This is a genomic window from Algibacter luteus (assembly GCF_900141715.1).
In the GTDB taxonomy this organism is placed as follows: domain Bacteria; phylum Bacteroidota; class Bacteroidia; order Flavobacteriales; family Flavobacteriaceae; genus Arenitalea; species Arenitalea lutea.
Genome location: NZ_FQYK01000003.1, coordinates 240,422 through 265,081 on the forward strand (window position 1 = coordinate 240,422; position 24,660 = coordinate 265,081).

The window sequence follows — 24,660 nt, forward strand, 5'->3', positions numbered from 1 at the left end:
AATGCTAGAAATAAAAATTAAAACCTTTGCTGAATTAAGTACTCAAGAGCTTTACGATTTACTTCAGCTTAGAAGCGAAGTATTTGTAGTTGAACAGGATTGCGTGTATCAAGATTTAGATGGTAAAGATGAAAAAGCGTTGCACGTTTTAGGTTTTAAAAATGAAAAATTAGTGGCATACACACGCGTTTTTAAACCTGGTGATTATTTTGAATTTGCAAGTATCGGTAGAGTAGTAGTTGCTAGAAATGAGAGAGCATTTAAATATGGTTATGATATTATGAACGCTTCTGCCGAAGCGATAAAAACGAATTTTAATGAAACTAAAATTAAAATATCGGCTCAAAAATATTTATCAAATTTCTACCAGAATTTAGGCTATAAACAAATAGGTGAAGACTATTTAGAAGATGGTATTCCGCATATTGCAATGATAAAAACATAATTACCGTTTTAAAGCGAAGTAACCACGTAAAACTTCACGAGAGTTTAGTATAATTTCATACCAATAACTATCACTTGGTAACAACTCACCATTTAATGTACCATCCCAACTTGAGTCGCTATTTGGTAAAAATTTCAAAAGTTTGCCATTTCGGTTATAAATAGAAATATGATTTACGAGTTTTAATCTATCATAAACTTGCCAAACATCATTAGTACCATCATTATTTGGTGTAAAATATTTTGGAATAAAATAGTCCTCATTATTTATGATTACAATAAAGCTACTTTCATTACTATTACAGGCGGTAGCATTATAAATATAAATGGTTTGTGATGAGGTAATCACATCACCAGGATTTAAAGAGTTTCCTAAACCACTAGATGCAGTAAAATAGCTACCATTATTTAGTATTGGTAAAGTATAACTTGTGGCTATAACATTTTCTAAATCATCAACTGGAACAAAATTGCTGCAGGCCGCAGGCGTGTTCACATAATTTGAAAATGTTGTAGGCACCCAATTGGAATGATTTGCATTAGGATTATCGACCACAACACAACTTAAATCTGGGTTTAAATCGAAATTAACAGAGGTGAAATTACTGTTATTTTCGTTTTTAAGATTTAATGAACATAGTTGATTTTGGCTGCAATCGAGCTCTGAAATATTAGGGTTTGAACTTAGGTTTAATTCCGTAAGTTGATTATTAAAACAATATAAAAAAGATAATTGCGAGTTATTAGAAACATTAAGTTGTGTTAGAAAATTTTGTTCACAACCTAGATATGATAAATTGGTGTTCGCAATGATATTTAGGTTTGTTAATCTATTATTTCCACACTGAAATCTATTTAAATTAAGACTATTTGAAACATCGAGAGTGGTGATTAGATTTTGTTCGCAAGCCAAAACATTTAAGTTGATATTACTTGATGTATCCAGACTTGTGAGTTGATTATTTTCACAACGCAATGAAATTAACCCAGAATTTTGCATGACATCTAAGTTTGATAATTGATTATTAAAACACCATAATCGCACCAAGTTTGGCAGGTTAGTAACATCTAAACTTGGTAGTTGATTCGCGCTACAATACAACTCTATTAAATTGGTGTTTTGCGAAACATTTAAACTGGTAAGCTGGTTGTTAGAGCAGTCCAAATTTGTTAAACTTATAAAATCTTCAATCCCAGTTAAATCGGAAATATTTAGGTTAATCACGTCTAAATCTGTAATACCGCTAATGTTTGCAGTCAAGACATTATCGTCTAACACGGTATCATAACCTAAATCGATTAAAGCTTGTTCAAAATTATCGTCTGGCACAAAGGTATTTTGGCTGTAACTGTAATATGTAATAAAACAGAAACTAATAAGAATAAACTTAGTTTTGGAGCACATTGAAGTTTATTTAGCTTCATCACCCACATGGGTGATTAGTATTTCTACACGTCTATCAAATTTTGGATTGCCACCTAGTGGAAATTTTCTTCGCATACCTAAATGACGCATTCGTTTTTTATCTATGCCTTTATTTGCAAAATAATCGTAAACATATTTAGCCCTGGCTTCAGATAGGTTTTGTTTTTTTGTTTTCCTGTTTACTGCATCTCTGGTGTTCTGGGTACAACACACATGACCCTGTATTGTGAAATATATATCATCACGTTCTAAAAGCGCTTTAGCAATCGATTCTAATGTTTTTTTAGAATCTGGAGTAACTGAGGCGTAACCTGTTTTAAATAAAATATTTTTAAACAAGATTTTATCACCTTTGGTACTTTCTTTAATTAAATCTACAACACCTTTTTCTTTAGGTTTTTTTTCTTTTACAACCTCTTTTACTTTGGGCTGTTTAGGTTTTACTATAATTTCAACTTTCCTATTTAGACCTCTAATTTTTAAAAGATTTTCTTCCTCAACAATTTTAATCAGTATTTCACCTTTACCATCAACATTTGTTATAAGTGTTTCGCTTATTTCATTATTAGCAAAAACAGCTTTTATAGCATCGGCACGTTGCTGTGAAAGAATTAAGTTATAGGTATCTGCACCTCTATCATCACAAAACCCAAAAATTGAAATCGATTCAATATCAACATCGTTTAACGAAGAAATAAATAGAAGTAAACGATTCTCTTCAGTACTAGGAACCTCGTATTTATCCGTATCAAAATAAACTTCGTGTGTTAATTTGTTTTGTGAAAAACCAAAAACACTACTAAATGAGATTAATATTAATACTACTAATTTATTCATAGAAGGGCACTGAATAGGTGTTAAATATACTATTTTTAATCTAAAATCATGCCAGTTGTCTTTTATCCAAAGGGTTTGCCGGATATAAAACCTTTTTTATTTTAAATAACCTTGATAGGTTGATGTGTTGCTAAGTATTTCTGTTGCTTTTTTAATTTCAGAATCATGCTCTTCTAAATATTCGTATAATCCTTCTCGATACACGTAGCGTTTTACAATGTCTTGTGTTAATAAATCTATTAAATAGTCTTTATTTTCATCAATAACACTGGTTTTTGAGGCATTTAAATTTGTAATTAATGTGTTATAATCGTTTTCAATATTATCATTCAGTTCTTCTTTTTTAGAAGTTTCAAAGGCTTTTTTAAGGGCTTTTTCTGTTTCTGTTTCAAATGAAAAATTGTTTTCTTTTAAGTAATTCTTAAAATCTAAGAAATCCTTATCAGTCAACTTTAGGTTGTTTATATCATCAATAGTATGATTGTAATAATAGTTGGTAGAAAAGTCGAAAACCAAATCATTATTAACAATAGCAGTTGTAATTGGTGATATTTTATGATTACCAATTTGCACATCAGGAAATACACCGCCACCATCAAAAACTTGTCTTCCGTTTTTAGTTTTAAAGGCGTTGTAATTTTCTTGTTTCACTTTTATCGCTTCGCCTTTTTCATTTCTATTCCAATAATCTAATGCCTGAATACATCTACCAGAAGGTGTATAATATCTAGAAATGGTAATTTTTACTTGGGTACCGTAGGTTAAGGCTTTCGGACGTTGTACTAGGCCTTTTCCAAAACTTCTAGACCCAACAATTACGGCACGATCTAAATCTTGAAGGGCGCCAGAAACAATTTCGCTCGCCGATGCACTACTTCCATCAATTAAAACCACCAACGGAATGTTAGCATCTATAGGGTCGCTTGGTGTTATATAGGTTCGGTTGTATTTTTTAACTTTAGATTTTGTTGTCACTACCAATTGCCCTTTGGGCACAAAAAGGTTTACAATTTTTATAGCTTCGTTTACCAAACCACCAGGATTACCACGTAAATCTAGAATAATATTTTCTGCACCCTGAGCTTTTAAATCGCGTAGTGCATAATTGGTTTCAGCATGTGCTTTTCTGCTAAACTGACTTAAAACAATATATCCTGTTTTATTATTAATCATAGAAAAATGAGGTACCGCTTTAATTTCAACCTCTGCACGTTTTATGGTTGCAGTTTGTGTTTTTCCTTGACGATTGTAAGTTACTTCTATTGAAGAATCTGGAGCACCTTTTAATAATTCACCTGCATTATCATCATAATCTGCAATAGAAATATTACCAACTTTAATTATTTCATCTCCAGCCTTTAAACCCGCCTTATCTGCAGGATAATCTTTGTAAGGCTCAATAACAACCAATTTGTCTTTTTTGGTTTTTATTCTAGCACCTATACCTGTATAATCGCCGGTATTATTAATTCTAGCAGCTTCAACATCTTGCTCGTTCATAAAATTGGTGTACGGATCCAGATCGCTTAACATGCTTTTTATAGCCGTATCCATTAAATCTCCCGGGTTGGTTTCATCCACATAATTCATGTTTAATTCTTTAAACAACGTGGTGAAAATTTCAATTTGCTTTGCAATTTCAAAAAAGTCGTTTTTAAATGCTGTGGTTGAAATAAAAACAACACCTACAAGCAGCGGGATTATTATTTTCTTTTTAAGAATATGTTTCATTTCAGATTATTTTTTAGAAATTTTGTTTGAAAACTTATCAAATACCGTTTTCATTTTACTTTCAACTTGCACAAATGTGGGCATGTCTTTGCCAATGTACAAAATCATAAACGCGTGTTGTGTTGTTAAATTGTTAAAAAAACTCGCTTTATTTAGCCTATAAGCTTCTCGTAACAAACGTTTTATCCTGTTTCTGGCTACAGCGGTTTTAAAATGTTTTTTACTTACCGAAACCCCAGTTTTAGCTATAACCTCATCATCAAAAGTAGTACCTAAATACACCAAACGCAACGGAAACGCAGAAACCGATTGTCCTTCAGTAAACAATTGGTCTATAAGTTTTTTGCTTTTAAGCTTTTCTTTTTTCGAATAGGTTGCAGTCATAAATAGATTTATGCTTACAAAAATACTAATAACAATTCATACCAAGCGTAACAAGGGGCAACATGACAAAAATCATTTTTAAAACGCTTAAACTAAGGTATATTGGTATGTTACAACGAATTTAAATTAAACGATTATGGGAGATTTAAGTGTTACAAAACTAAATACTAAAAAAGATAGAGCTAATTATATCCATCATTTGATAAATGATATAGAAGCCCTAGACCTCATGATTGAAAACAACATGATTGAAGAAGGCCCAATTAGAATCGGAGCAGAACAAGAATTTTGTTTAGTTAATAATCAGTTTTTACCAGAGAGTAATTCTTTGGAGATTTTAGAAGAAATTAACGACGAGCATTTTACAACCGAAATTGGGAATTATAACCTAGAACTAAACTTAGACCCTTTAATTCTAGTAGGAGATTGTTTTTCAAAATTACACAAACAATTAAATAGCTATTTAAAAAAGGCTAAAGATGTTGTGGCTAAGAACGATGGTAAAATTATTCTAACCGGCATTTTACCATCCTTATCAGTTAATAATGTTGGCGAAGATAACATGACCAATGTTGAACGATATTCCGTTTTAAATGATGCCATTAAATCAAGTAGAAGAACAAGTTTCGATATTCACATCAAAGGTGTAGATGAGCTTAATCTATTACACGATTCTGTAATGCTAGAAGGCTGTAATACCAGTTTTCAAATGCATTTGCAGTTTGCTGCTAAAAATTTTGTAGATAATTATAATTGGGCACAAGCCATTGCTGGACCTGTTTTAAGTGTTTGTACAAATTCACCTTTATTATTTGGAAAAGAATTATGGAGCGAAACTAGAATTGCACTTTTTACACAAAGCATAGATACCAGAGCAAATTCGTATTTATTAAATGACAAACCTTCTAGAGTAAGTTTCGGAACCGATTGGGAACGCGGCTCAATAACCGATATTTTTAAAAATAATATAGCCCGATTTAGGAGTTTTTTAACCACGCATTTTATTCGAAACAGTGTAGATATGCTAAAAAACAACGAAATCCCAAAGCTAAAAGCTTTGCAATTGCATAATGGTACCGTTTACCCCTGGAACAGAGTCTGTTATGGTTTAACCAACGGAAAACCTCATTTACGAATTGAAAACAGATACATACCTTCTGGACCAACAACCGTTGATGAAATTGCAAACATGATGTTTTGGGTAGGTGTCATGTTAGGAAAACCAAAAGCTTACAATAATATTAGCGATAAATGGGATTTTAAAGATGTAAAAACTAACTTTTTTAGCGCTGCAAGATACGGTATGTCCACCCAGTTTTATTGGAATGGGAAATACATTTCAAGCCATGAACTTATTTTAAACGAACTTTTACCAATGGCATATAAAGGCTTGTATAAAATGGGAATTTCTCCAAAAGATGCCGAGTATTACTTAAAAATTATTAATGATAGAGTTATAGGTTATAACGGATCAGAATGGATGGTTAGAAATTACAGGTACCTTCTAAAAAGCCATAAGCGGTATGAGTCTATGCAAATACTAACAGCAAATATTTATGATAAACAAGAAAAAGGTTTTCCTGTTTCGGTATGGGATATGCTGCATCATCAAAACGAATCAATCTTAAAAACTAAATATGTGGCGAAACATATTTTAAGTTCGGATATATTTTCAGTAGATAAAAAAGACAGTATCGATTTGGTATTGCATATCATGAAATGGAAAAACATTCACCACATGCCTGTTATTAATGGGGATAGAGATCTGTTAGGTTTGATAACTTGGAATGACGTTGAAAGCTATATCGATCAGCGCGATGAAAAACATAATAGTGTCTCAAAATTAATGAAAACCGATTTAATCACTGTTGAGGAATACACACCTTATGAAACGGTTATAAAATTATTAAAAACACATGCAATTGGTTGTTTGCCCGTTGTAAAAAACAAAAAGCTTATTGGTTTAATAACCTCAAACGACTTATTGCATGATTGATGTATACAACAAGGCACTAAATAGTAGTTTAAAAATTAACAGAATACTTGGTAAAATAGAAGGTACAAAACCTGGTCCGACGGTTATTTTTTTTGGCGGTATTCATGGTAATGAAACTTCTGGAGTGTTTGCTCTAAAAGATGCTTTAGCAGGAATAAATAATACCTATGTATCTGGTACTATTTACGGTATCTCGGGAAGTTTAACCGCTTTAAAAGCGCATAAACGTTATATTGAAGACGATTTAAATAGGCTTTGGACTAAGCAGCAAATTCAAAACATTTTAAGTAAAGCTCATGTAAATGAAGACGAAGCTGAATTAGTTGAGCTCAACACCATTTTAAATGAAATTTTAGAAAAACATAAACCGCCATTTTATTTTGTTGATTTGCACACAACATCCAGTAAAACCTTGCCTTTTATTACAATAAATGATGCCTTAATAAACAGAAAGTTTTCAGAGCAATTTCCAGTACCTATAGTTTTAGGTATAGAAGAGTATTTAAATGGTCCGTTATTGAGTTATATAAACCAGTTAGGTTATGTGTCTTTAGGTTTTGAATCTGGGCAACATGACGATTTTGTTGCCATTACCAATAGTATTGCATTTGTGTATTTAACCCTAGTGTATTCAGGTGTTTTAAAACAAGAAGCGGTTATTAATTTTTCAAAATATTACGAGCAACTAAAGCAACAATCTAACAATACAAAGCAGGTATTTGAAGTGGTGTATTTACATAAAATTCAAAAAAACGAACGCTTTAAAATGCTTAATGGTTTTAAAAGTTTCGAAACTGTTAAAAAAGGAACGCTACTAGCCATAAGCAACACTAAAGAAATTGAATCTCGTTACAACGGTAATATTTTTATGCCACTTTACCAACAAAAAGGCGCCGAAGGTTTTTTTATCATTAAACCCATAAAACCGTTTTTTCTAAAATTATCCACTGTATTAAGACGTATAAAAACCGATAGTTTTTTAGCCTTTTTACCTGGAATTTCTTGGGCAAATAAAAACGAAGGCATTTTACAAGTTGATTTGAAAGTTGCACGGTATTTTGCTAAACCATTATTTCATTTATTAGGTTACAGAAATAGGCAAATTACAAGAACTCATATAAGATTAAACAATAGAGAGCGTGTTGCAAAAACTAAAATTTACAGAAAAGCGCCTTGGTATTAATGCTTTAGATTAAAATTTAATAAAACTAACGCTGCCCTTTTTTAAAGCCATAGGTGTTTTGTCCAATAAAATCTTTAGGAAACTTATCATCGCCTTTAAACCCAATTTCAATCTTACCACCGTCTTCTGGAATGTAATTAGTTTTAAAAATATAATCCCATAAGCTTAAACTAATACCGTAATTCACACCATATGTTCCTTTTGGTAATACATAAGCATGGTGGTATAAATGCATCACTGGGTTATTGAAAATATACTTTAATGGTCCCCAAGTTATTTTAATATTTGAATGGTTAAGATGACCAATAGCAATTGTTATAAAGTGAATAATATAAGCTTGTTCTGGTTCAAAACCGCCAATAATCATGACGCCAAAAGTTTTAAGCGGTTTGTATAACACGTTTTCCATCCAATGGTATCTTAAATGTGCTGCAAAACCCATTTCTTTTACGCTGTGGTGAACTTTATGAAATTTCCAAAGAAAACCATACTTATGCAATAATACATGTGTAAACCACTGAACAAAGTCAAGAATTATGAAGAACACCAATAATTGCAACCATGGCGCCCATTCTGAGATATCCATAATAGCAAGACTTTTTGCGGTGACATTAATTTCGCCTAAAAGCAATCCAATAACCTTATAAACTCCACTTATGACAATGGAGAAAATGAAGAAATTAAAATACATATAAAATGCGTCTAACCAAAAATCGCGCCTGAAAATTGATTGATCTTTTCGCCAAGGGAAAGCAATTTCTAATAACCACACGACTATTGAAATTACTGTAAGTCCCCAAAAATAATTGGTATACCATGGCACTTCAAAAATTATCGATTTCCAAGTCCAATTTAATGTGCCTTCAAAGGCATTAATAAATGCGTCTAAATACTTTTCCATTTTTTTTATTGTGTTAATGTTATACTATCACTTTCAAAAGGTAAGTCGTCAAAATAGCTCCATTCTGTCCATGAGCCATCATAATTAGTTACATTTTTGTACCCTAATAGTTGGGTTAGCACAAAGGTTGTATGTGCTGAACGAACGCCACTATGGCAATACAAAATGATAGAATCGTTTTTATTTATTTTACTATATATCTTTTCTAAATCTTTTATTGGTTTAAATTTTTTATTACCACTATAGTTTATAGCTTCTACCCAATCTATATGTATGCTTTTAGGTATTCTTCCTGCCTTGTAAGCACCTTTTTTTTGTTGTTTTCCTGAAAACTCATCTTCATTTCTAGTGTCTAAAATAACCACATTGTTTTTTAATGCTTCAATGACTTGTTCTTTTGAGGCATAATATCGCATTTTAGGATTTGCCTTTAGTTTAAAAACAGTTGTTTCCACTTTTGGTATTTCTGAATTAACTTGACCATTAATTGATTTCCATACTGAAATTCCGCCTAGTAAAAGTTTAATATTTTCAAAATCATAATTTTGTAATATCCACCATAACCTTGAAGCTTCACACAATCCGTTATCATCATAAATGACTATGGTGTCTTCCGTTTGAATTCCTAATTTTCCAAATAAATCTTCTATCTGTTTTTTACCAGCCATAATTCCGGAGTAAGGATATGTTGTGTCTTCGATATCCGTTCTCCAAAGATTTAAAGCGCCTTCAATATGTTCATTTTTATAACGTTCTTTTTTTCTAAAATCAATTATTTTAATATTTGGTTGTTGATTAATTGCTTTTAATTCATTTGCTGATATTAAATATGCCGAATCAAATACTGCTATTTCATTCGCTTTTTCAGGTTTACATGCTGAAATGATAAACAAGAATATTATGATATTAATCCTCCAATTCATACCAATCGATATCTGTTAAAACCGCGCGCCTTCCTTTTGCTTTTGGTGGATAGTTGGTTACTAAATAATTAACAATAACCTCCTGATTCCTTCCTAAATCCCAAAGATTTTGGGTTTCTTGCATCCATTTAATCGTGGCGTTCCAACGTTCGGCATTCATTCTATTTTGTGTTACTAATTTTGATGAATGACAATTGGTACAGTTATTTACAACTATCATTAATCCTTCTGCATCGATCAAACCCGTTCTAACATGAATGCCATTTTCAATCCTATCTTCGTCCACTTCAACTGGTGCAATTGCAACAGTTTCAGATTTAGACATGAAATCTAAGATATTTGGATTCACCATATATGAAATGATTCCACCTCCTGCAATTACGAACAACACAAACAGCAGCGCCAAAAGACGATGTACTTTTTTAACTTGTTTCCTAAAGACGTCTTCTTTTTTGGTCATTTATGTAACTTTTATCGCTATGCGATGGCAAGCATTGTTTAAATAACCTTTTGGGTTCCATCCTGGTAAAAGCATAGGTTGTGCTATACCATTGGCATCTGTTGCTCTGGCCCAAACCTCGTAATAACCAGGTTTCGGAAAGTTTATTTTAGCTGTAAAATGTTGCCACGCTAAACGGTTTTCTGGTTTTGCGACATCACATGTTTTCCAAGTAGAACCAAAATCTATGGAATATTCCATTTTAGCAACTTCTAATTCTCCTGCCCATGCATGCCCTCTTATATTTAAAGACTGCCCTTTTTTTATTATTGCCCCAGTTTTAGGATAAGTAATAATTGATTTTACAGGCATTGACTCGATAATGCACATATCTTCATCTTTTACTTTTTCTCCAGGTGCCACAGGTTCGCAAGGTACTCTGTAAGCAGTACCAGTCATTTTTGTACCATCATGTACTTTATCGCGAATGCTAATTCTATTTATCCACTTTCCAGAAACTGATGCCGGCCATCCACCTGCAACCAAGCGTAAAGGGTATCCATGAATAAGAGGAATGTCTTCTCCATTCATTTTAAATGCTAAAAGCGTTTCATCTTGTAAAGCTTTATTCATTGGGCAACCCCTAGAAATAGGTTCTTTGTTAGGATCCATACTAAGGTGTTTATCTATGGCATGATATCCAATATAAACAGCATTACTTTTTATACCAGCATCTTCCAAAACGTCACGTAAGCGCACACCAGTCCATGAAGCACAATGTACAGCACCAACAGTCCATTGGTTTCCTTTTGCTGGTGGATCAAATTCTGCGCGTCCATTACCACCACATTCTAACGTTAATTGATAGGTATGATGCTCAAATTTTGATTTCAATTCAGTCAAAGAATATGTTTTTTTATTTTTTACTGATTCTCCATCAATGGTTAGCGTCCATGTTTTTGGGTCGATATCTTCAGGTACCAAGCCATTATTTCTTATAAACATGCATGAATTTGGTGTGATTTTATCATCCAATAAATGAGCTTGTGCTTCAATATTCCATGGTTTATCGTTTAGAACAACCATGTCTTTGTGTTTATTAAAAAGTTTAAAAGGATCGGGTTCTTGCAACGCTAAAGGCGTATAACCATCTAACATTTTAGAACCAAAAACAAGCTCTGTACCTATTAATGCAGCAAACGAGCCTAGTGTACCTTTTTTTACAAAATCTCTTCTTTTCAAAATATTTCTATTATAGGTTTGATTAACCAACTTCCTAAGTTACAACTTCTAAGCTTCTTTATTTGTAACTTATGTTACATACAAAAGGCATAGTTAACACTAAATTGCACTATTACCTTAAAATTAGCAATGATGAGAATTATGACAAAAAATTTTGAAACTAAGTTTACTGGTTGGTCGTTTATTTTGGCCGCCTTAATGTTATGGTTAGGTTGGGCGCTTTCACCACATCATATTGGCGAATACATTGTAGCATCAGATTTTGAGGCTATTGGTGAAAATGTTTGGACCTGGATTTGGATGTATCGTATTCACATTTTTGGTTGGGTTACCATGGCAATTGCCTTGTTTGCACTGGTGGCGGTAGCGGCTAGAAAGCCATACCGGGTACTTATATTACCAGGTGCTGGCATGATTATTATTGGCACGTTTACCTTAGCTATTGCCAATGCTTATTTTTATAATTTTGGTGCTTGGGGTGTGGGTCAAACAATGGGGAAGTCTGCAGTAGAAATTCAGGCTTTCGTTAATGATATTTTATACACGAATCAATACGTAACATGCTTTATACGTTTTGGACGTGTTTTCTCTGGTGTTGGTTTAGTCTTGTTAGGCTACGGCTTAATAAAATGGCATATTGTAGCTAAATGGTTAGGCTGGTTTACGGTTTTGTTAGGACTTTCGGCAATGGGCATCGTTATGGGTATTCCTGATAATTATGAAATCTACAAGCCATTATTTCATATTAAAGTCATTTGGTTGGTAACTATGGGAGCTTTAATTCTTTTAAAAGGCATTCATTTACCAAAATCTGAGTCATAATTAATAGTATTATCAATTAGAACTACCTAATAGCAAAAAAAGCCACTTAATTTCAAATTAAGTGGCTTTTAAATGAATTATAATCTTAATTTTTGTTGTTTCCCTTTTCAATATCAGCCATTAAACCTTCTGGGTCTATTTCCACAGATTTTACAGGTTTAGTTGCTTCAAACGTGTAAGTTGGATAAGCCCAAGCCCAGTCTTTTATGATGGTTGCTGAGGTTGGTTTTTCACCACGCATCATTTGTAATGGGATATAAAATGCTTCAGTAGAACCATCAGTATAGGTTACTAAAACATCAATAGGCATTGGCATTAATCCTATACGCTCTAAAGTTACCGAGTTGTTTTCAATAGTTTTAACTGCGTAGTCAATAGTATTGGTGGTTTGTGTCCAGTCAATTAAATACCAATCGAGTTCTAAACCAGATGTTTTTTCGGCAATTCTTAAAAAATCTATTGGTTTTGGGTGCTTAAAAGCATACGTTTTAAAATATTGTTTTAATGTTTTTTCTAGATTTTCTTGCCCAATAACATACGCCAATTGTTTCAAGAACACATAACCTTTGTAGTATGCTGAAATTGAATATGAACGATTGTAAACATACCTGTCAGAATGTGTAGTTTGCGGTTGTTCTGTACCAGATTTAGCTAAGTATGAATAAACACCGTAAACACGTTTGGAAAGCTCGTTAAAATCTTTATTGAAAATATGACTTTCTGCAAGGGTACAAATGTATTCGGTAAAACCTTCATCCATCCAAGAATGTCTTGCTTCGTTCGTTGCCAAAATAAATTGAAACCACGAGTGCCCCATTTCGTGAGCTGTTACACCAAACAAACCATCAAAACTACCTTCACCTAAAATAAGCGTACACATGCCGTATTCCATTCCGCCATCCCCACCTTGAATTACAGAGTATTGATTGTAAGGATATTGCCCCACTTCGTTACTAAAAAACTGCATTAATTCTACAGCTTTTGGCTGCAAATTTTTCCAATTATCAAGTTTGTCTTGAGGCATGGTGCTTTTGTATAAGAAGTGTAATAACGGACCATTTGGTACTTGTTTGGTATCGTGAATATATTCAGGGTCTGCAGCCCAAGTAAAATCATGCACATTAGGCGCTACAAAATGCCAAGTTAGTTTATCATAATTTGGACGATTTACAGTACCAGTTTCATAACCATGACCAATTTCATTTGGGTTTTGCAGGTAACCTGTTCCGCCAACAACGTAGTTTTTATCTATGGTCAGTTTTACATCAAAATCTCCCCAAACACCATGAAATTCACGCCCTATGTACGGGTCTGCATGCCATCCTTCAAAATCGTATTCTGCTAATTTCGGGTACCATTGTGCCATTGAAAGCGCCACACCTTCCTTATTATTTCGTCCAGCTCGACGAATTTGAACAGGTACTTGTCCGTCAAAATCCATATCAAAAGTTACGCTTTCACCAGGTTGAATCGGTGTAGCTAATTCAACCTCTAAAACGGTACCAACAGTTTCGTGATTAATCGATACACCGTTTTGTTTAAGCGAATTAACTTTAATGTATCCTATTTCATTAGGTTTTAGTTTACTAATGCGGTCTTTTACTCTTCCGTCCGGGTCTGCTATAGTTCGTGAACGCACATCCATTTCACTTCCTGGTTGAAATGCGTTAAAGTATAAATGATAAAACACTTTATTTAATACATCTGGTGAATTATTAGTGTAAACTAATTTTTGCTTCCCTTTGTATTGATAGGTGTTTACATCCATATCAATTTCCATGTAATAATCTACATGCTGCTGCCAATAAGACGATGTTACAGTTGCATGTGTAGGAGGAGTAAGAGGTGTAGTTGCGGAAAGCCCTCTTGAACTACTGCAAGAAAACAATAATGAAACTATAAGAATTGATGAAAAAAATCGCGTCATAACTTTAAAAAGATTGAATCTATAGATTGAAAAGTAAAGCATAATCAAGATTGGTATATCCTTGATTATGCTTGAACTAAAAATATATTATTTTGACATTTGTTCTGCTAGAATTAAAGCATTGTAAGCATTTGCCATTTTTGAAGATTTACTTAAATCAGCAAACGGTTTTACATCTTCAGAATTTCCACCAACAATAACCTTAGTTTTAATTGCTAAACCAGAATCTAAAATTACTTGCTTTACTTGTGCAGCAGTTAATTTGGGGTAGTATGAACGAATTAAAGCGGCTATACCAGCAACGCCAGGAGCTGCCATTGAAGTTCCTCCTTTAGTGTCGTATTCGTTTTCTGGAGTCGTAGAATATACGCTCGCACCTGGAGCAAAAATATCTACATTTTGTTTTCCGTAGTTAGAAAAACCGGCAACCATACTTGAACCGTATTTTGGTGCTAAAGCACCAACTCTTATGTAAGTATCAGTGACTTCAACACCGTTTACATTATCATCTGGATAATTAGGTTCTTTATCTACATTTTTACTGTCGTTTCCGGCAGCATGAACAAAAACCACATCATTTTTCCCAGCATAAGCAATGGCATCGCGCACCCAGTCGCTATGCGGTGAAAAACTCTTACCAAAACTTCCGTTAATAACGGTAGCGCCGTTATCAACGGCATACCTTATAGCTAATGCCACATCTTTATCATATTCATCGCCGTTTGGTACCGCTCTTATGCTCATAATTTCAACATTATTGGCTACACCATTTGCACCTTTACCATTGTTACGTTCAGCAGCAATTATTCCTGCAACATGCGTACCATGGCTCTCAGATTTTTTAACCGGCTTAACATTGCCATTGCCATAGTATTTTGTAGACATATCATCAGGGTTATCTCCAGTAACACGACCTTTTAATTCTTTGTTTAAGTTATAATTTAAGCGGTCGTTTATGCTTTCTAAACCATTTTCAATTTCCGTAATTGCGGTGGCCATAGTATCTAAGCCATTACTAAACATGTAGTTTGCAATTTGTTGTGCTTGTGCCAAACTTTCATTTTCAGTTTTAATAGCCGCAACCTCTTTTTGAGTGTAATCTTTCTTTCCAAAATGTTTAGTTAAGGCATCATCGGCTGTTTTTACCTGCTGATAAATTTGCTCGTATTGATTTTTTCTTCCTAACCATTTTTGATACTCGGTTTCGTAAAGTGCTTTTGCCGCCGCATAATCAGGATTGCTCGTGTCTCCACTCGCTAAAATTCTAACATACTCTAACTGCTCATTATAACCATCGCCTAAAAAATTCCAGCCATGAACATCATCAACATAACCATTATTGTCATCATCTTTTCCATTTCCAGGAATTTCGTCTTTATTTGTCCAGATAACATCATCTAGATCTTCATGATCTATGTCAATTCCAGAATCAATTACAGCCACAATAACTTTTTTACCTTTTCTGTTTTTAATGATGTCTGTATACGCTTTATCTACACTCATTCCAGGAATGGTGTCTTTAACCAAATCTAGATGTCCCCAATTGTTTTTTTCAGCTTCCGTAAGCTCAGAAACTTTTAAAGGAGAGGTATCTATATTTTCAACGGGAGTTGATAAAATTGCCGCGGTTCCGCCACAGCCTGAAATTAAAACTGCTAAAAAAGCAGCCATTGCTATTAATTTAAATTGCTTCATGGGATAATTAGATTTAGTCTTTATTATAAATTAGTAAATATATCTTTTGTAGTAAAAGTGTCTCTGAGTCGGACTCCTTTTTCTGTTTTTTGTACGGTAATAATTTCATTATGAGCATCATGTTCTAAAAATAAGTAGAAATTTTGTTCTGCAGCAAGATTTAGAAAACTTTCTTTTTCATCTAAAGTCAATAATGGCCTTGTATCATAACCCATTACATAGGGAATAGGTAAATGCCCCACTGTTGGCAATAAATCTGCCATAAATGCAATGGTTTTGTCTTGATATTTAATAAGTGGAATCATTTGTTTATCGGTATGTCCGTCGGCATAAAAAATATCAAATCCTAGCTGGGAGTTATTTAACAGTTGATTCTGTGGAAGCGCTGTAAATTTTAGCTGCCCACTCTCTTCCATTGGAAGAATATTTTCTTTTAAAAACGAAGCACGTTCACGTTTGTTAGGCTGTGTTGCCCATTTCCAATGGTCTTTATTGCTCCAAAAATGTGCATTTTTAAAAGCAGGCTCGTAACCTGAGCGATCTTGATTCCATTGAATACTTCCTCCGCAATGATCAAAATGTAAATGGGTTAAGAACACATCGGTTATATCATCACGATGAAAACCGTAAGATTTAAGGGATTTATCTAGATTAAAATCGCCCCAAAGATGATAGTAGCCATAAAATTTTTCTGATTGTTTATTTCCCATACCGTTATCAATCAAAATCAAGCGATTACTGTCTTCAATAAGCAAACAACGTGTTGCTATATCAATCATGTTATTAGAATCTGCAGGATTGGTACGCTGCCAAATGGTTTTTGGAACAACTCCAAACATCGCACCACCATCTAGCTTTAAATTTCCGGCATTTACAGGGTATAAATTCATAGGAAGGTAAAATTAAGAAAACTATATCACATCCTTAAAATTCTTAAGAATATATTAAGAAATTACTTGTTTTAAACGTTTGCCAAAATCATAAAGCGCCTTAATTTCTTTTATACTTGCCAATCTTTCTTTTTCAAAAATTAACAAAGCATTTCCGTTAGATTCGACATGATAATAAGGGTTGCTTTCGAAAAAATGGGTGACATCGTCATTAAAAAATTGGGCGATTCTGGTTTCGTTTTCACCTAGAAGATAGAAGCGGTTTGAGAAATCGTCATGATTTTCAATAGGAATATCTTTAAATCCAGCTAGAGCTGATACTTTCTCGAGAAACCCTTCTTTATCTAATGTAAATTTAGGAATTTTAAAATCTAATTCAATATGCAGCATCGTGCTTCTAACAACTTCTTTGGCTATAAACTCACCTTCTGAAAACTCAATATCAAATAACGAAATCGTCAAATCTTTTTGAATTAATTTATTATAAATATGGTTGATGTGTTTCGTATTAAAAAACGAAAAACTATTTAGGAATGAAACTTCTTTTTTCTTCTTAGGGCTGTATTTTAAGTTGTAGTTTTTTGCCAAGGTTTCCATGGTACTTTGGCGTCTTGTAAGACTGTTTTTTATAATATTAGGAACCGGGAGCAATCGTCTGGAGGCAAATGGATGTTTGGTTTCTGTGTCGTGCATATCCAATCCAATCACATCAAAATGACCATCTCTCTTAGCAAATAACTCTTGATAACCATGAATGTTTTCTAATACGGTATCATCAACAAAATCGCATAACGAAAAATCTAGTATAACATCTTTATTTTCCGGAATAGCATCTAAGTGTTTTTTTAATTTATAATAGTTTAAAAAGCTGCAAAAATGCTTAACACTAACATAGTAGTTGTCTTTTTCGCCATGTTCTTTATACATTAAAACATTAGGTTTTAATAAATTCCTGATGAATAATCCCGCACCTAAATGCCTATTTATAAAAATATGAATAATAAAAGTGGTTATAACACCAGCAATAATTCCTGTTATAAGCCCTATTTTTAAGGTAACAATTAGGGTTACAAAAAATATAATAAGCTGCTCTTTACCAATAGAAAACATTTGAGTAACAACTTTTGGCGACGCCAATTTGTAACCTGTATATACTAAAATAGCCATTAATGCCGGTAGTGGTATACGCGTAAGTTGCGTGCTAAAAAATGCTATAAACAACACTAAAAATAAGGCATGAAAAAAGTTTGACGACCTGTTACTACCACCTTGATTTACATTTACCGAACTTCGTGCTATTACAGTAACCACATTTAGTCCACCTAACAAACCACTACCAACGGTTGCTAAACCAAGAGCTTTTAGATCTCGATTAACATTAGAACGTCTTTTTTCTGGGTCCAGTTTGTCAACCGCTTTGATACTTAAAAGTGACTCTATGCTGGCAATAAGTGTTAATGCTAAAACGTTGCCCCAAAACATAAAACTCCAAATACTACCAAAATTTGGTGTGGGTATGTCTGCAATTATTTTTTGTATGCTTGGTATGCCCGAAACCATATATTCTGGTGCTATTGGGTTTGCCTCATGTAAGCCATATTCAAAGTAATAACTAAAACCAATTGAAAGAATAACAATCCACATTGGTGCCGGAATAAGCTGTAAATATTTATTTCTAATTTTTGAGTAGAACAGCATAATGGTTAAGCTTATTATTCCTGCAAAAGCAGCAAATATTAACCCTTTATTATCATAATGAATCGCATCATTTAAGGTAAAAGGAATTTCTAAAAGATAATCTACCGTATCGGCTCGACTAATTTTATGAGCCAGCATGATGTGGAATTGCTTGCCTAAAATAATTAAACCAATGGCTGCTAACATACCTTGAATGGCCGAAGACGGAAAAAAATCAGCTAATGCTCCCATTCTAAAAAAGCCTAACAGTAAAAGTAATATTCCTGAGCACATGATGGCGACATACGCGGTTTCCAATCCTAATGTTGTTATCGCTACTAATAGCACACCAACTAAACCGTTTCCAGGGCCTACAATGGTTACATGGCTTCCGCCTAAAATGGAAACAACAATACCGCCTACAACAGCAGCAATAATTCCAGCAATTGGTGGTGCATCACTTGCCATAGCAAGTCCTAAACCTAAAGGTAGTGCGATAAGACTTACCACAAAACCTGAGAATATATTTTTTGGTAATGCTTTGAAAAAGGCTTTTATGTTATTTTTTTTCGGACTCATTGCAGAATTAACACATCGGTTGGTAATTCAGTTAAAATATGTTCAATATCGTGTGGAAATAACCTATCCCAAAACGTCATTTTTGAGGGCGCATTCATCACTAATAAATCGGCTCTAGATATTTGAGCATAATGGCCTATGGAATACCCGCGTTTTCCAAAAATGGGTTGCAATTTTATGATTTTATTCTGGGTGTATTCTTTTGGAATATGACTTATTATTTCTTTTACTCTTGAGTTTTCTCTTAGTTTAATTCGTTCTTTGGCTATAGTAGCTCTTCTTAACGATTTGTCATCATCTACTTTTACCGCAATTTCATCTTGTCCAATTTCTTCAACAATGGTTATTTTTTCGGCATTTAGTTGATTTGCTACGTAAAATGCTGCGGTAATTGTTTGTTCAGTTTTAGGATCTTTTAAACCATTTACAACAATATGCTGACAAGGTATACGCTCAACGGAGGGTTTTATTAAAAGTAAAACCGAACAATTGGCTTGTCGCGTAATTTTTCTTGCAATAGAGCCTACATAATATTTAACTATTTTTTCTCGTTTAACAGCACCAAGAATTAATAAATCGATCTTTTTTTCTTCAGATATAGATAAGATGACATCTACAGGATTACCTGGTTTAAAAACAACTTCATACTTTAATTGGTCTTTTTCAAAACTTTTTAGAATTGTACTAAGCAATTTGGATTTTTCTTCGGAAGCTTCACCTACATGAATTAAAACTAATTTAGCCTCAAAAAAAACAGAAAGTCTTGCAGCCTCAAAAAGGTTTGCTTTTAAGTTTGGAGAATATGCAACTCCAATTCCAATACTTTTAAAAGGCTTTATAGGCACAGGTTTTACGTTGTTTTAATACAAAAAGTTGAAAGATAACATTTTTTGAAAACAATAAATGATACGTTTTACTTAAATTAGTGGTTTTTAACAAGAAAAGTGCCTATGTTAGAACTCGCAGGAATCATTATTTTAGGAATATTAGCCCAATGGGTAGCTTGGAAATTTAAAATCCCAGCAATTTTACCTTTAATTTTAATTGGGCTTTTAGTAGGCCCTATTGCTGCGGCATATCTAAGCGAAGATGGATCTAAATGGATAGAACCCATTTGGAACGGAAAACAAGGACTTTTTCCAGGCGAAGGCTTGTATTACTTTGTATCTTTAGCCATTAGTGTCATTCTTTTTGAAGGAGGTTTAACACTAAAACGCTCCGAGGTAAAAAATGTAGGTCCAGTAATTACTAAGTTAATAACTCTTGGTTCTGCTGTAACTTTTTTTGGCGCGGGTATTCTTGCTCACGTTATTTTTGGTTTAAGTTGGGACCTGTCCTTTCTTTTTTCTGGATTAATTATTGTTACCGGACCAACAGTAATTACGCCAATTTTAAGGAACATTCCGCTTAAAAAAGATATCTCAGCAGTTTTAAAATGGGAAGGTATTTTAATAGATCCTATTGGTGCCTTAGTAGCGGTATTGGTTTTTGAGTTTATTAGTGTTGAAGGCGATAGTGGTTTTACCAAAACAGCACTTATCGAGTTTGGTAAAATCATTCTCTTCGGTACTACCTTTGGGTTTACTTTTGCCCATGCATTGGCCTTTGCAATTAATAAAAAACTCATTCCGCATTACTTATTAAATGTAGTGTCTTTATCAACTGTTTTATTGGTTTTTGTTGAATCTGAAGTTTTTGCACACGAGTCTGGTTTACTTGCCGTTGTAGTTATGGGCATGGTTCTAGGTAATAGTAAACTTGAAAACATTAAAGAATTACTTTATTTCAAAGAATCGCTAAGTGTCTTGCTTATTTCCATATTATTTATTTTGCTGGCAGCAAATATCAATATTGAAGATATGATGCTGCTTTATACCTGGAAAACAGGAATTCTTTTTGCTGCGGTTGTATTTATTATAAGACCATTGGCAGTATTTTTAAGTACCATGGGTTCAAAACTAAAAACGAACGAACGTATATTTATTAGTTGGGTAGGTCCAAGAGGTATTGTTGCAGCAGGTATCGCTTCACTTTTTGGCAGTAAGCTGATAAAACAAGGCGTTGAAGGTGCAGAATATATTACACCACTGGTGTTTATGATTGTTTTAGGAACTGTATTACTGAATGCCACAACTGCTAGATTATTTGCTAAATTGGTAGGTGTATTCCTTAAGAAGTCTGAAGGAATTTTAATTATTGGTGCATCAAAAATTTCTAGATTGTTGGGTCATTATCTAGAAGCTAACGGAAGACATGTTGTGCTTATTGATAGCAATGAACAAAACATTAGAAAAGCAAAAGAATTAGGTTTAGAAGCCTTTAGTAATAACATTTACTCTGAAACTTTAACGGATAATATAGAATTGAACGATGTTGGTTATTTAATGGCACTTACCGGAAATCCAGATATTAATAAATACGCTATTAATAAGTTTACTAAACAATTTGGAGAAAATGGCTCATTTAGATTGGTTACTACCGAAGAAATGTTAGATGATACCAATAACCCGAAAGAAGGATTGTTTTCGCACAAAGATGATTTTAATAGACTTATGGAACTAACCAAAAAGCATCCTTCCATTCAGGAAATTGATTTAGAAGACAAAGCGCACTATGAAAAACTCATAAAAATTTCGAATAATGATCCTGATATTATCCCGCTTTTTGTAAAAGATAATGAAGGCGAATTACACATCATATCTTCGTATAATTTAGAGGTTGATAAAATTGAAGAAGGGAATCAATTGGTTTACTTAGGAAAACCTTTTGATGTTGAAAAAGTTCCAACAGCTGATATTAAGGCTACTAAGGAAGAATGATTTTTAAAAAAAAGTGATTGATTATATAGGTCTAACATTAATAGATGAAAAAAGCCTCTCTTAATCTTAAGAGAGGCTTTAAATATATTTAAAGATGGTTTTTTAAGCCATAATATGAAGCTCTGAAAATTCTTTAGTAATGGTTAAGGTATTGTTACCATTAAGCTTTAATTTTTCAAGAGGTATAATCACATTATCAATTTCAATTTTTGAAATTTTAAATGGTAACCCGTGCAGCTTTAACTTAAAAGTTTTATATGTGGTTACAAACTTACCAGATTTATGTTGTTGAATAATCAATTCGTTTTTCTTACCAGACAATTTAAAATCTCTTAAGCTATATCTACCTTTAATATAGTCGTAACCATCAGTAGCATCTTCGTAAACTTGAGATGATTCTTTACCCTCTTTATAATAAACATCAAGAATCAATTCATCAATAGTTTTTTCACCTACATATTGCTGAATAGGGTATTTAGGGATAATAGCCCCTTCTTTTACAAATATTGGCATGCTGTCTAAATCGGCATCAACCCATTGTTCAGATCCACCTTTAACCAACTCGTCATTCCAGAAATTGTACCATTTACCTAGAGGAAAATACATACGTCTTCCTTTTTGGTTTGGTGCTGTAATTGGGCAAGCTAATATTTTTTCACCAAAAATAAACTCATCATTTCTGTAATGTGTTTGCGGGTCGTGTTGATCGTATAACACAAGCGATTTTAAAATTGGAATGCCCTCTTCGGCATATCTCCAAAACGCTGTATATAAATAAGGCAGTAATTGGTATCTAATTTCAATAAACTTTCTTACTACATCTGTTATAGTGGTTCCAAAAGCCCACGGTTCTTGGTCACCATGGTCTCCAGAAGAGTGAGTTCTACAAAATGGGTGAAAAACACCTAACTGAATCCAACGTGCGTATAATTCCCCGTTTGGTTGTTCTGCAAATCCACCAATATCAGATCCTATAAACGAGAATCCAGACATACACATACGTTGTGCTTGTAAATTTGCAATGGTTAAATGATCCCAGGTTGCTACGTTATCTCCTGTCCAACTTGATGTGTAACGTTGCGTACCAGAATAAGCCGCTCTAGTAATAACGAAAGGTCTTTTCGGGTAAGAGAATTTCTTTAAACCTTGGTAAGTAGCGCGTGCCATCTGCATGCCATATACATTGTGCGCTTTTCTGTGGCTACAAGGGTTCCCGTCATAATCGTGTCTTACATCATTAGGGAATGTTTTTCCTGGAACGTCCATAACTGCAGGTTCGTTCATATCATTCCAAACACCTTTTACACCAATATCTTCAACAAGTTCTTGGAATAAATTAGACCACCATTCTCTTACTTCAGGATTTGTATAATCTGGGAAATAACACTCCCCAGGCCATACTTTACCTTTCATATAAGGGCCATCGGCACGCTTACAGAAGTAGTCTTTCTCTAAACCTTCTCTAAACACAGAGTAATCCATGTCTATTTTGATTCCTGGATCAATTATTACAATGGTTTTAAAGCCATCATCGGCTAATTCTTTAACCATTCGTTTTGGGTCTGGAAAATACTCTTTACTCCAAGTAAAACATCTAAACCCTTCCATGTAATCGATATCTAAATAAATAGCATCACAAGGAATCTCTAATTCTCTAAATTTTGCAGTAATTTCTTTTACATTAGATTCAGGATAGTAGCTCCATTTACATTGGTGATATCCTAAAGTCCAAAGTGCAGGCATTTCATGTGGTTTACCTGTTAAATCTGTATAGTTTGCAACCACATCAGACATTTCAGGGCCGTAAATAAAATAGTAATTCATTTCGCCACCATGCGCCCAGAAACTTGTTATATTTCTTCGTTCGCTACAAAAATCGAAAAATGAACGAAAGGTATTATCAAAAAATATACCGTAAGACTTTTTGTTGTGTAACGCTGTATAAAATGGAATGGCTTTGTAAATAGGATCGGTTTCTCTACCATAAGCATAAGAATCTGTTACCCAGTTTTCAAATCGTTTTCCTTTTAGGTTATTGTCAACAGGTTTATCGCCTAAACCGTAATAACTTTCACCTGCATGCGATGTTTTAGACATTTTAACAACATCCCCTCCAAACTCATAACTTTCTTCCCAGTGAAAACCAAGCTCGTCTTCACAAATAAGGCTTTTATCCTTAGCATCGTAAATCGATGATCTTAAATCTAACTTTGAAATATGGCAAATCAGTTTTGCCGTTGTAATGATGTAATTATTTTCATCTTCGGTAACTTCAAGGTGATTATAGCCTCTGCTTGCATATTTTGTAATGGCATAAGAAAAATCATTTTCAAAAATACCAGTAGTTGTATATCTAAAACGAAGAACACTATCTCGACGCACCGTAACTTCTAAAACAACACCGTTTTCGGTGGTAAAAGACAGTACATTTAGGTTCTTTTTGTATGCAATTATTTTGGATGGGAATAAGTTCCCTTTGTATTCTAATTCAGTATTTAATATCATAAAACTATAAATCAATAATAATTGACGAAAATAGTAAATTTTGAATACCTTGTTGATTACTTTTTATCAAAAAAACGCTTGAATTAATGCATTAAAGTCAAATATTAACCTAATTAATTATGGATAACTCAGATTGGGATAAATCAACAGAAATTGAAGACTAAATTTAAAACATATAGCATGTTTAAATTCAAGTTTTTTATAGTTAATGTGTTGATTACATAGAAAGTATAGTAGCGT

At 33.4% G+C, this 24,660-nt stretch carries 19 protein-coding genes; 5 read left to right on the forward strand and 14 right to left on the reverse strand.

The features are described from left to right. Position 1: 1 nt before the first annotated feature. Positions 2 to 445 carry a GNAT family N-acetyltransferase gene (locus BUA46_RS07165; protein ID WP_019386943.1) on the forward strand — a complete coding sequence of 148 codons (444 nt, stop codon included), beginning with the start codon at positions 2 to 4 and terminating at the stop codon, positions 443 to 445. Here the strand turns inward: BUA46_RS07165 and BUA46_RS07170 are convergent, their stop codons facing one another. From BUA46_RS07170 to rnpA, 4 genes are all read right to left on the reverse strand, one after another. Further along, positions 446 to 1,849 carry a T9SS type B sorting domain-containing protein gene (locus tag BUA46_RS07170; RefSeq protein ID WP_081496177.1) on the reverse strand — a complete coding sequence of 468 codons (1,404 nt, stop codon included), beginning with the start codon at positions 1,847 to 1,849 and terminating at the stop codon, positions 446 to 448. A 6-nt stretch (positions 1,850 to 1,855) separates the two neighbouring features. Continuing rightward, positions 1,856 to 2,707, reverse strand: a complete 852-nt coding sequence (locus tag BUA46_RS07175; RefSeq protein ID WP_019386941.1) for an OmpA family protein — start codon at positions 2,705 to 2,707, stop codon at positions 1,856 to 1,858. Positions 2,708 to 2,803: 96 nt separating this feature from the next. Next, positions 2,804 to 4,438, reverse strand: a complete 1,635-nt coding sequence (locus BUA46_RS07180; protein WP_019386940.1) for a S41 family peptidase — start codon at positions 4,436 to 4,438, stop codon at positions 2,804 to 2,806. 6 nt (positions 4,439 to 4,444) lie between these two features. After that, on the reverse strand, positions 4,445 to 4,822 hold the full coding sequence (gene rnpA, locus BUA46_RS07185) for a ribonuclease P protein component (RefSeq protein WP_019386939.1): 378 nt from the start codon (positions 4,820 to 4,822) through the stop codon (positions 4,445 to 4,447). A gap of 136 nt (positions 4,823 to 4,958) precedes the next feature. Between rnpA and BUA46_RS07190 the strand changes: the two genes are divergently transcribed. Together BUA46_RS07190 and BUA46_RS07195 are read left to right on the forward strand one after the other, a co-directional pair. Then, on the forward strand, positions 4,959 to 6,818 hold the full coding sequence (locus BUA46_RS07190) for a CBS domain-containing protein (protein WP_019386938.1): 1,860 nt from the start codon (positions 4,959 to 4,961) through the stop codon (positions 6,816 to 6,818). Further along, positions 6,811 to 8,001, forward strand: a complete 1,191-nt coding sequence (locus BUA46_RS07195; RefSeq protein ID WP_019386937.1) for a succinylglutamate desuccinylase/aspartoacylase domain-containing protein — start codon at positions 6,811 to 6,813, stop codon at positions 7,999 to 8,001. Before BUA46_RS07190 ends, BUA46_RS07195 begins: the two co-directional genes overlap by 8 nt. A gap of 25 nt (positions 8,002 to 8,026) precedes the next feature. Here the strand turns inward: BUA46_RS07195 and BUA46_RS07200 are convergent, their stop codons facing one another. Genes BUA46_RS07200 through BUA46_RS07215 form a run of 4 tightly spaced genes read right to left on the reverse strand, consistent with a single transcriptional unit; the run spans position 8,027 to position 11,506 of the window. Then, complete coding sequence (locus tag BUA46_RS07200; protein ID WP_019386936.1) at positions 8,027 to 8,902, reverse strand: sterol desaturase family protein; 876 nt, start codon at positions 8,900 to 8,902, stop codon at positions 8,027 to 8,029. Positions 8,903 to 8,907: 5 nt separating this feature from the next. Next, complete coding sequence (locus BUA46_RS07205) at positions 8,908 to 9,825, reverse strand: sulfurtransferase (RefSeq protein ID WP_019386935.1); 918 nt, start codon at positions 9,823 to 9,825, stop codon at positions 8,908 to 8,910. Next, positions 9,809 to 10,285, reverse strand: coding sequence for a hypothetical protein (locus BUA46_RS07210; protein WP_019386934.1), 477 nt, complete (start codon positions 10,283 to 10,285; stop codon positions 9,809 to 9,811). The genes BUA46_RS07205 and BUA46_RS07210 overlap by 17 nt, the downstream gene beginning before the upstream one ends. Next, positions 10,286 to 11,506 (reverse strand): sulfite oxidase, encoded by a 1,221-nt coding sequence (locus BUA46_RS07215; protein ID WP_026009974.1) that lies wholly within the window; start codon positions 11,504 to 11,506, stop codon positions 10,286 to 10,288. Positions 11,507 to 11,647: 141 nt separating this feature from the next. On the opposite strand from BUA46_RS07215, the gene BUA46_RS07220 reads away from it, so the two are divergent. Then, positions 11,648 to 12,328 (forward strand): hypothetical protein, encoded by a 681-nt coding sequence (locus BUA46_RS07220; protein WP_019386932.1) that lies wholly within the window; start codon positions 11,648 to 11,650, stop codon positions 12,326 to 12,328. A gap of 85 nt (positions 12,329 to 12,413) precedes the next feature. On the opposite strand, the gene BUA46_RS07225 is transcribed toward BUA46_RS07220, so the two are convergent. The 5 genes from BUA46_RS07225 to BUA46_RS07245 form a co-directional block, all read right to left on the reverse strand. Beyond that, the gene (locus BUA46_RS07225; protein WP_019386931.1) at positions 12,414 to 14,255 is read right to left on the reverse strand and encodes a M1 family metallopeptidase; all 1,842 of its coding nucleotides are present in this window, start codon (positions 14,253 to 14,255) and stop codon (positions 12,414 to 12,416) included. A gap of 87 nt (positions 14,256 to 14,342) precedes the next feature. Beyond that, on the reverse strand, positions 14,343 to 15,950 hold the full coding sequence (locus BUA46_RS07230; RefSeq protein ID WP_019386930.1) for a S8 family peptidase: 1,608 nt from the start codon (positions 15,948 to 15,950) through the stop codon (positions 14,343 to 14,345). Between the two features lie 23 nt (positions 15,951 to 15,973). Further along, a complete protein-coding gene (locus BUA46_RS07235; protein ID WP_019386929.1) occupies positions 15,974 to 16,840 on the reverse strand; it encodes an MBL fold metallo-hydrolase in 867 nt (288 codons plus the stop codon). A gap of 54 nt (positions 16,841 to 16,894) precedes the next feature. Next, complete coding sequence (locus BUA46_RS07240; protein WP_019386928.1) at positions 16,895 to 19,096, reverse strand: SulP family inorganic anion transporter; 2,202 nt, start codon at positions 19,094 to 19,096, stop codon at positions 16,895 to 16,897. Beyond that, positions 19,093 to 19,941 (reverse strand): universal stress protein, encoded by an 849-nt coding sequence (locus BUA46_RS07245; protein WP_019386927.1) that lies wholly within the window; start codon positions 19,939 to 19,941, stop codon positions 19,093 to 19,095. The genes BUA46_RS07240 and BUA46_RS07245 overlap by 4 nt, the downstream gene beginning before the upstream one ends. 105 nt (positions 19,942 to 20,046) lie before the next feature. Here BUA46_RS07245 and BUA46_RS07250 point away from each other — a divergent pair, with 105 nt between their 5' ends. Continuing rightward, the gene (locus BUA46_RS07250) at positions 20,047 to 21,915 is read left to right on the forward strand and encodes a cation:proton antiporter (protein ID WP_019386926.1); all 1,869 of its coding nucleotides are present in this window, start codon (positions 20,047 to 20,049) and stop codon (positions 21,913 to 21,915) included. A 102-nt stretch (positions 21,916 to 22,017) separates the two neighbouring features. Here BUA46_RS07250 and BUA46_RS07255 read toward each other — a convergent pair whose 3' ends face one another. Beyond that, the gene (locus BUA46_RS07255; RefSeq protein WP_019386925.1) at positions 22,018 to 24,420 is read right to left on the reverse strand and encodes a glycoside hydrolase family 31 protein; all 2,403 of its coding nucleotides are present in this window, start codon (positions 24,418 to 24,420) and stop codon (positions 22,018 to 22,020) included. Positions 24,421 to 24,660 lie beyond the last annotated feature (240 nt).

What these genes read in the sequence shown, in the direction of transcription:
- BUA46_RS07165 (WP_019386943.1), top strand. Translation starts at nt 2, where the DNA reads ATGCTAGAAATAAAAATTAAAACCTTTGCTGAATTAAGTACTCAAGAG.
- BUA46_RS07170 (WP_081496177.1), bottom strand. Translation starts at nt 1,849, where the DNA reads ATGTGCTCCAAAACTAAGTTTATTCTTATTAGTTTCTGTTTTATTACA.
- BUA46_RS07175 (WP_019386941.1), bottom strand. Translation starts at nt 2,707, where the DNA reads ATGAATAAATTAGTAGTATTAATATTAATCTCATTTAGTAGTGTTTTT.
- BUA46_RS07180 (WP_019386940.1), bottom strand. Translation starts at nt 4,438, where the DNA reads ATGAAACATATTCTTAAAAAGAAAATAATAATCCCGCTGCTTGTAGGT.
- rnpA (WP_019386939.1), bottom strand. Translation starts at nt 4,822, where the DNA reads ATGACTGCAACCTATTCGAAAAAAGAAAAGCTTAAAAGCAAAAAACTT.
- BUA46_RS07190 (WP_019386938.1), top strand. Translation starts at nt 4,959, where the DNA reads ATGGGAGATTTAAGTGTTACAAAACTAAATACTAAAAAAGATAGAGCT.
- BUA46_RS07195 (WP_019386937.1), top strand. Translation starts at nt 6,811, where the DNA reads ATGATTGATGTATACAACAAGGCACTAAATAGTAGTTTAAAAATTAAC.
- BUA46_RS07200 (WP_019386936.1), bottom strand. Translation starts at nt 8,902, where the DNA reads ATGGAAAAGTATTTAGACGCATTTATTAATGCCTTTGAAGGCACATTA.
- BUA46_RS07205 (WP_019386935.1), bottom strand. Translation starts at nt 9,825, where the DNA reads ATGAATTGGAGGATTAATATCATAATATTCTTGTTTATCATTTCAGCA.
- BUA46_RS07210 (WP_019386934.1), bottom strand. Translation starts at nt 10,285, where the DNA reads ATGACCAAAAAAGAAGACGTCTTTAGGAAACAAGTTAAAAAAGTACAT.
- BUA46_RS07220 (WP_019386932.1), top strand. Translation starts at nt 11,648, where the DNA reads ATGACAAAAAATTTTGAAACTAAGTTTACTGGTTGGTCGTTTATTTTG.
- BUA46_RS07225 (WP_019386931.1), bottom strand. Translation starts at nt 14,255, where the DNA reads ATGACGCGATTTTTTTCATCAATTCTTATAGTTTCATTATTGTTTTCT.
- BUA46_RS07230 (WP_019386930.1), bottom strand. Translation starts at nt 15,950, where the DNA reads ATGAAGCAATTTAAATTAATAGCAATGGCTGCTTTTTTAGCAGTTTTA.
- BUA46_RS07235 (WP_019386929.1), bottom strand. Translation starts at nt 16,840, where the DNA reads ATGAATTTATACCCTGTAAATGCCGGAAATTTAAAGCTAGATGGTGGT.
- BUA46_RS07240 (WP_019386928.1), bottom strand. Translation starts at nt 19,096, where the DNA reads ATGAGTCCGAAAAAAAATAACATAAAAGCCTTTTTCAAAGCATTACCA.
- BUA46_RS07250 (WP_019386926.1), top strand. Translation starts at nt 20,047, where the DNA reads ATGTTAGAACTCGCAGGAATCATTATTTTAGGAATATTAGCCCAATGG.
- BUA46_RS07255 (WP_019386925.1), bottom strand. Translation starts at nt 24,420, where the DNA reads ATGATATTAAATACTGAATTAGAATACAAAGGGAACTTATTCCCATCC.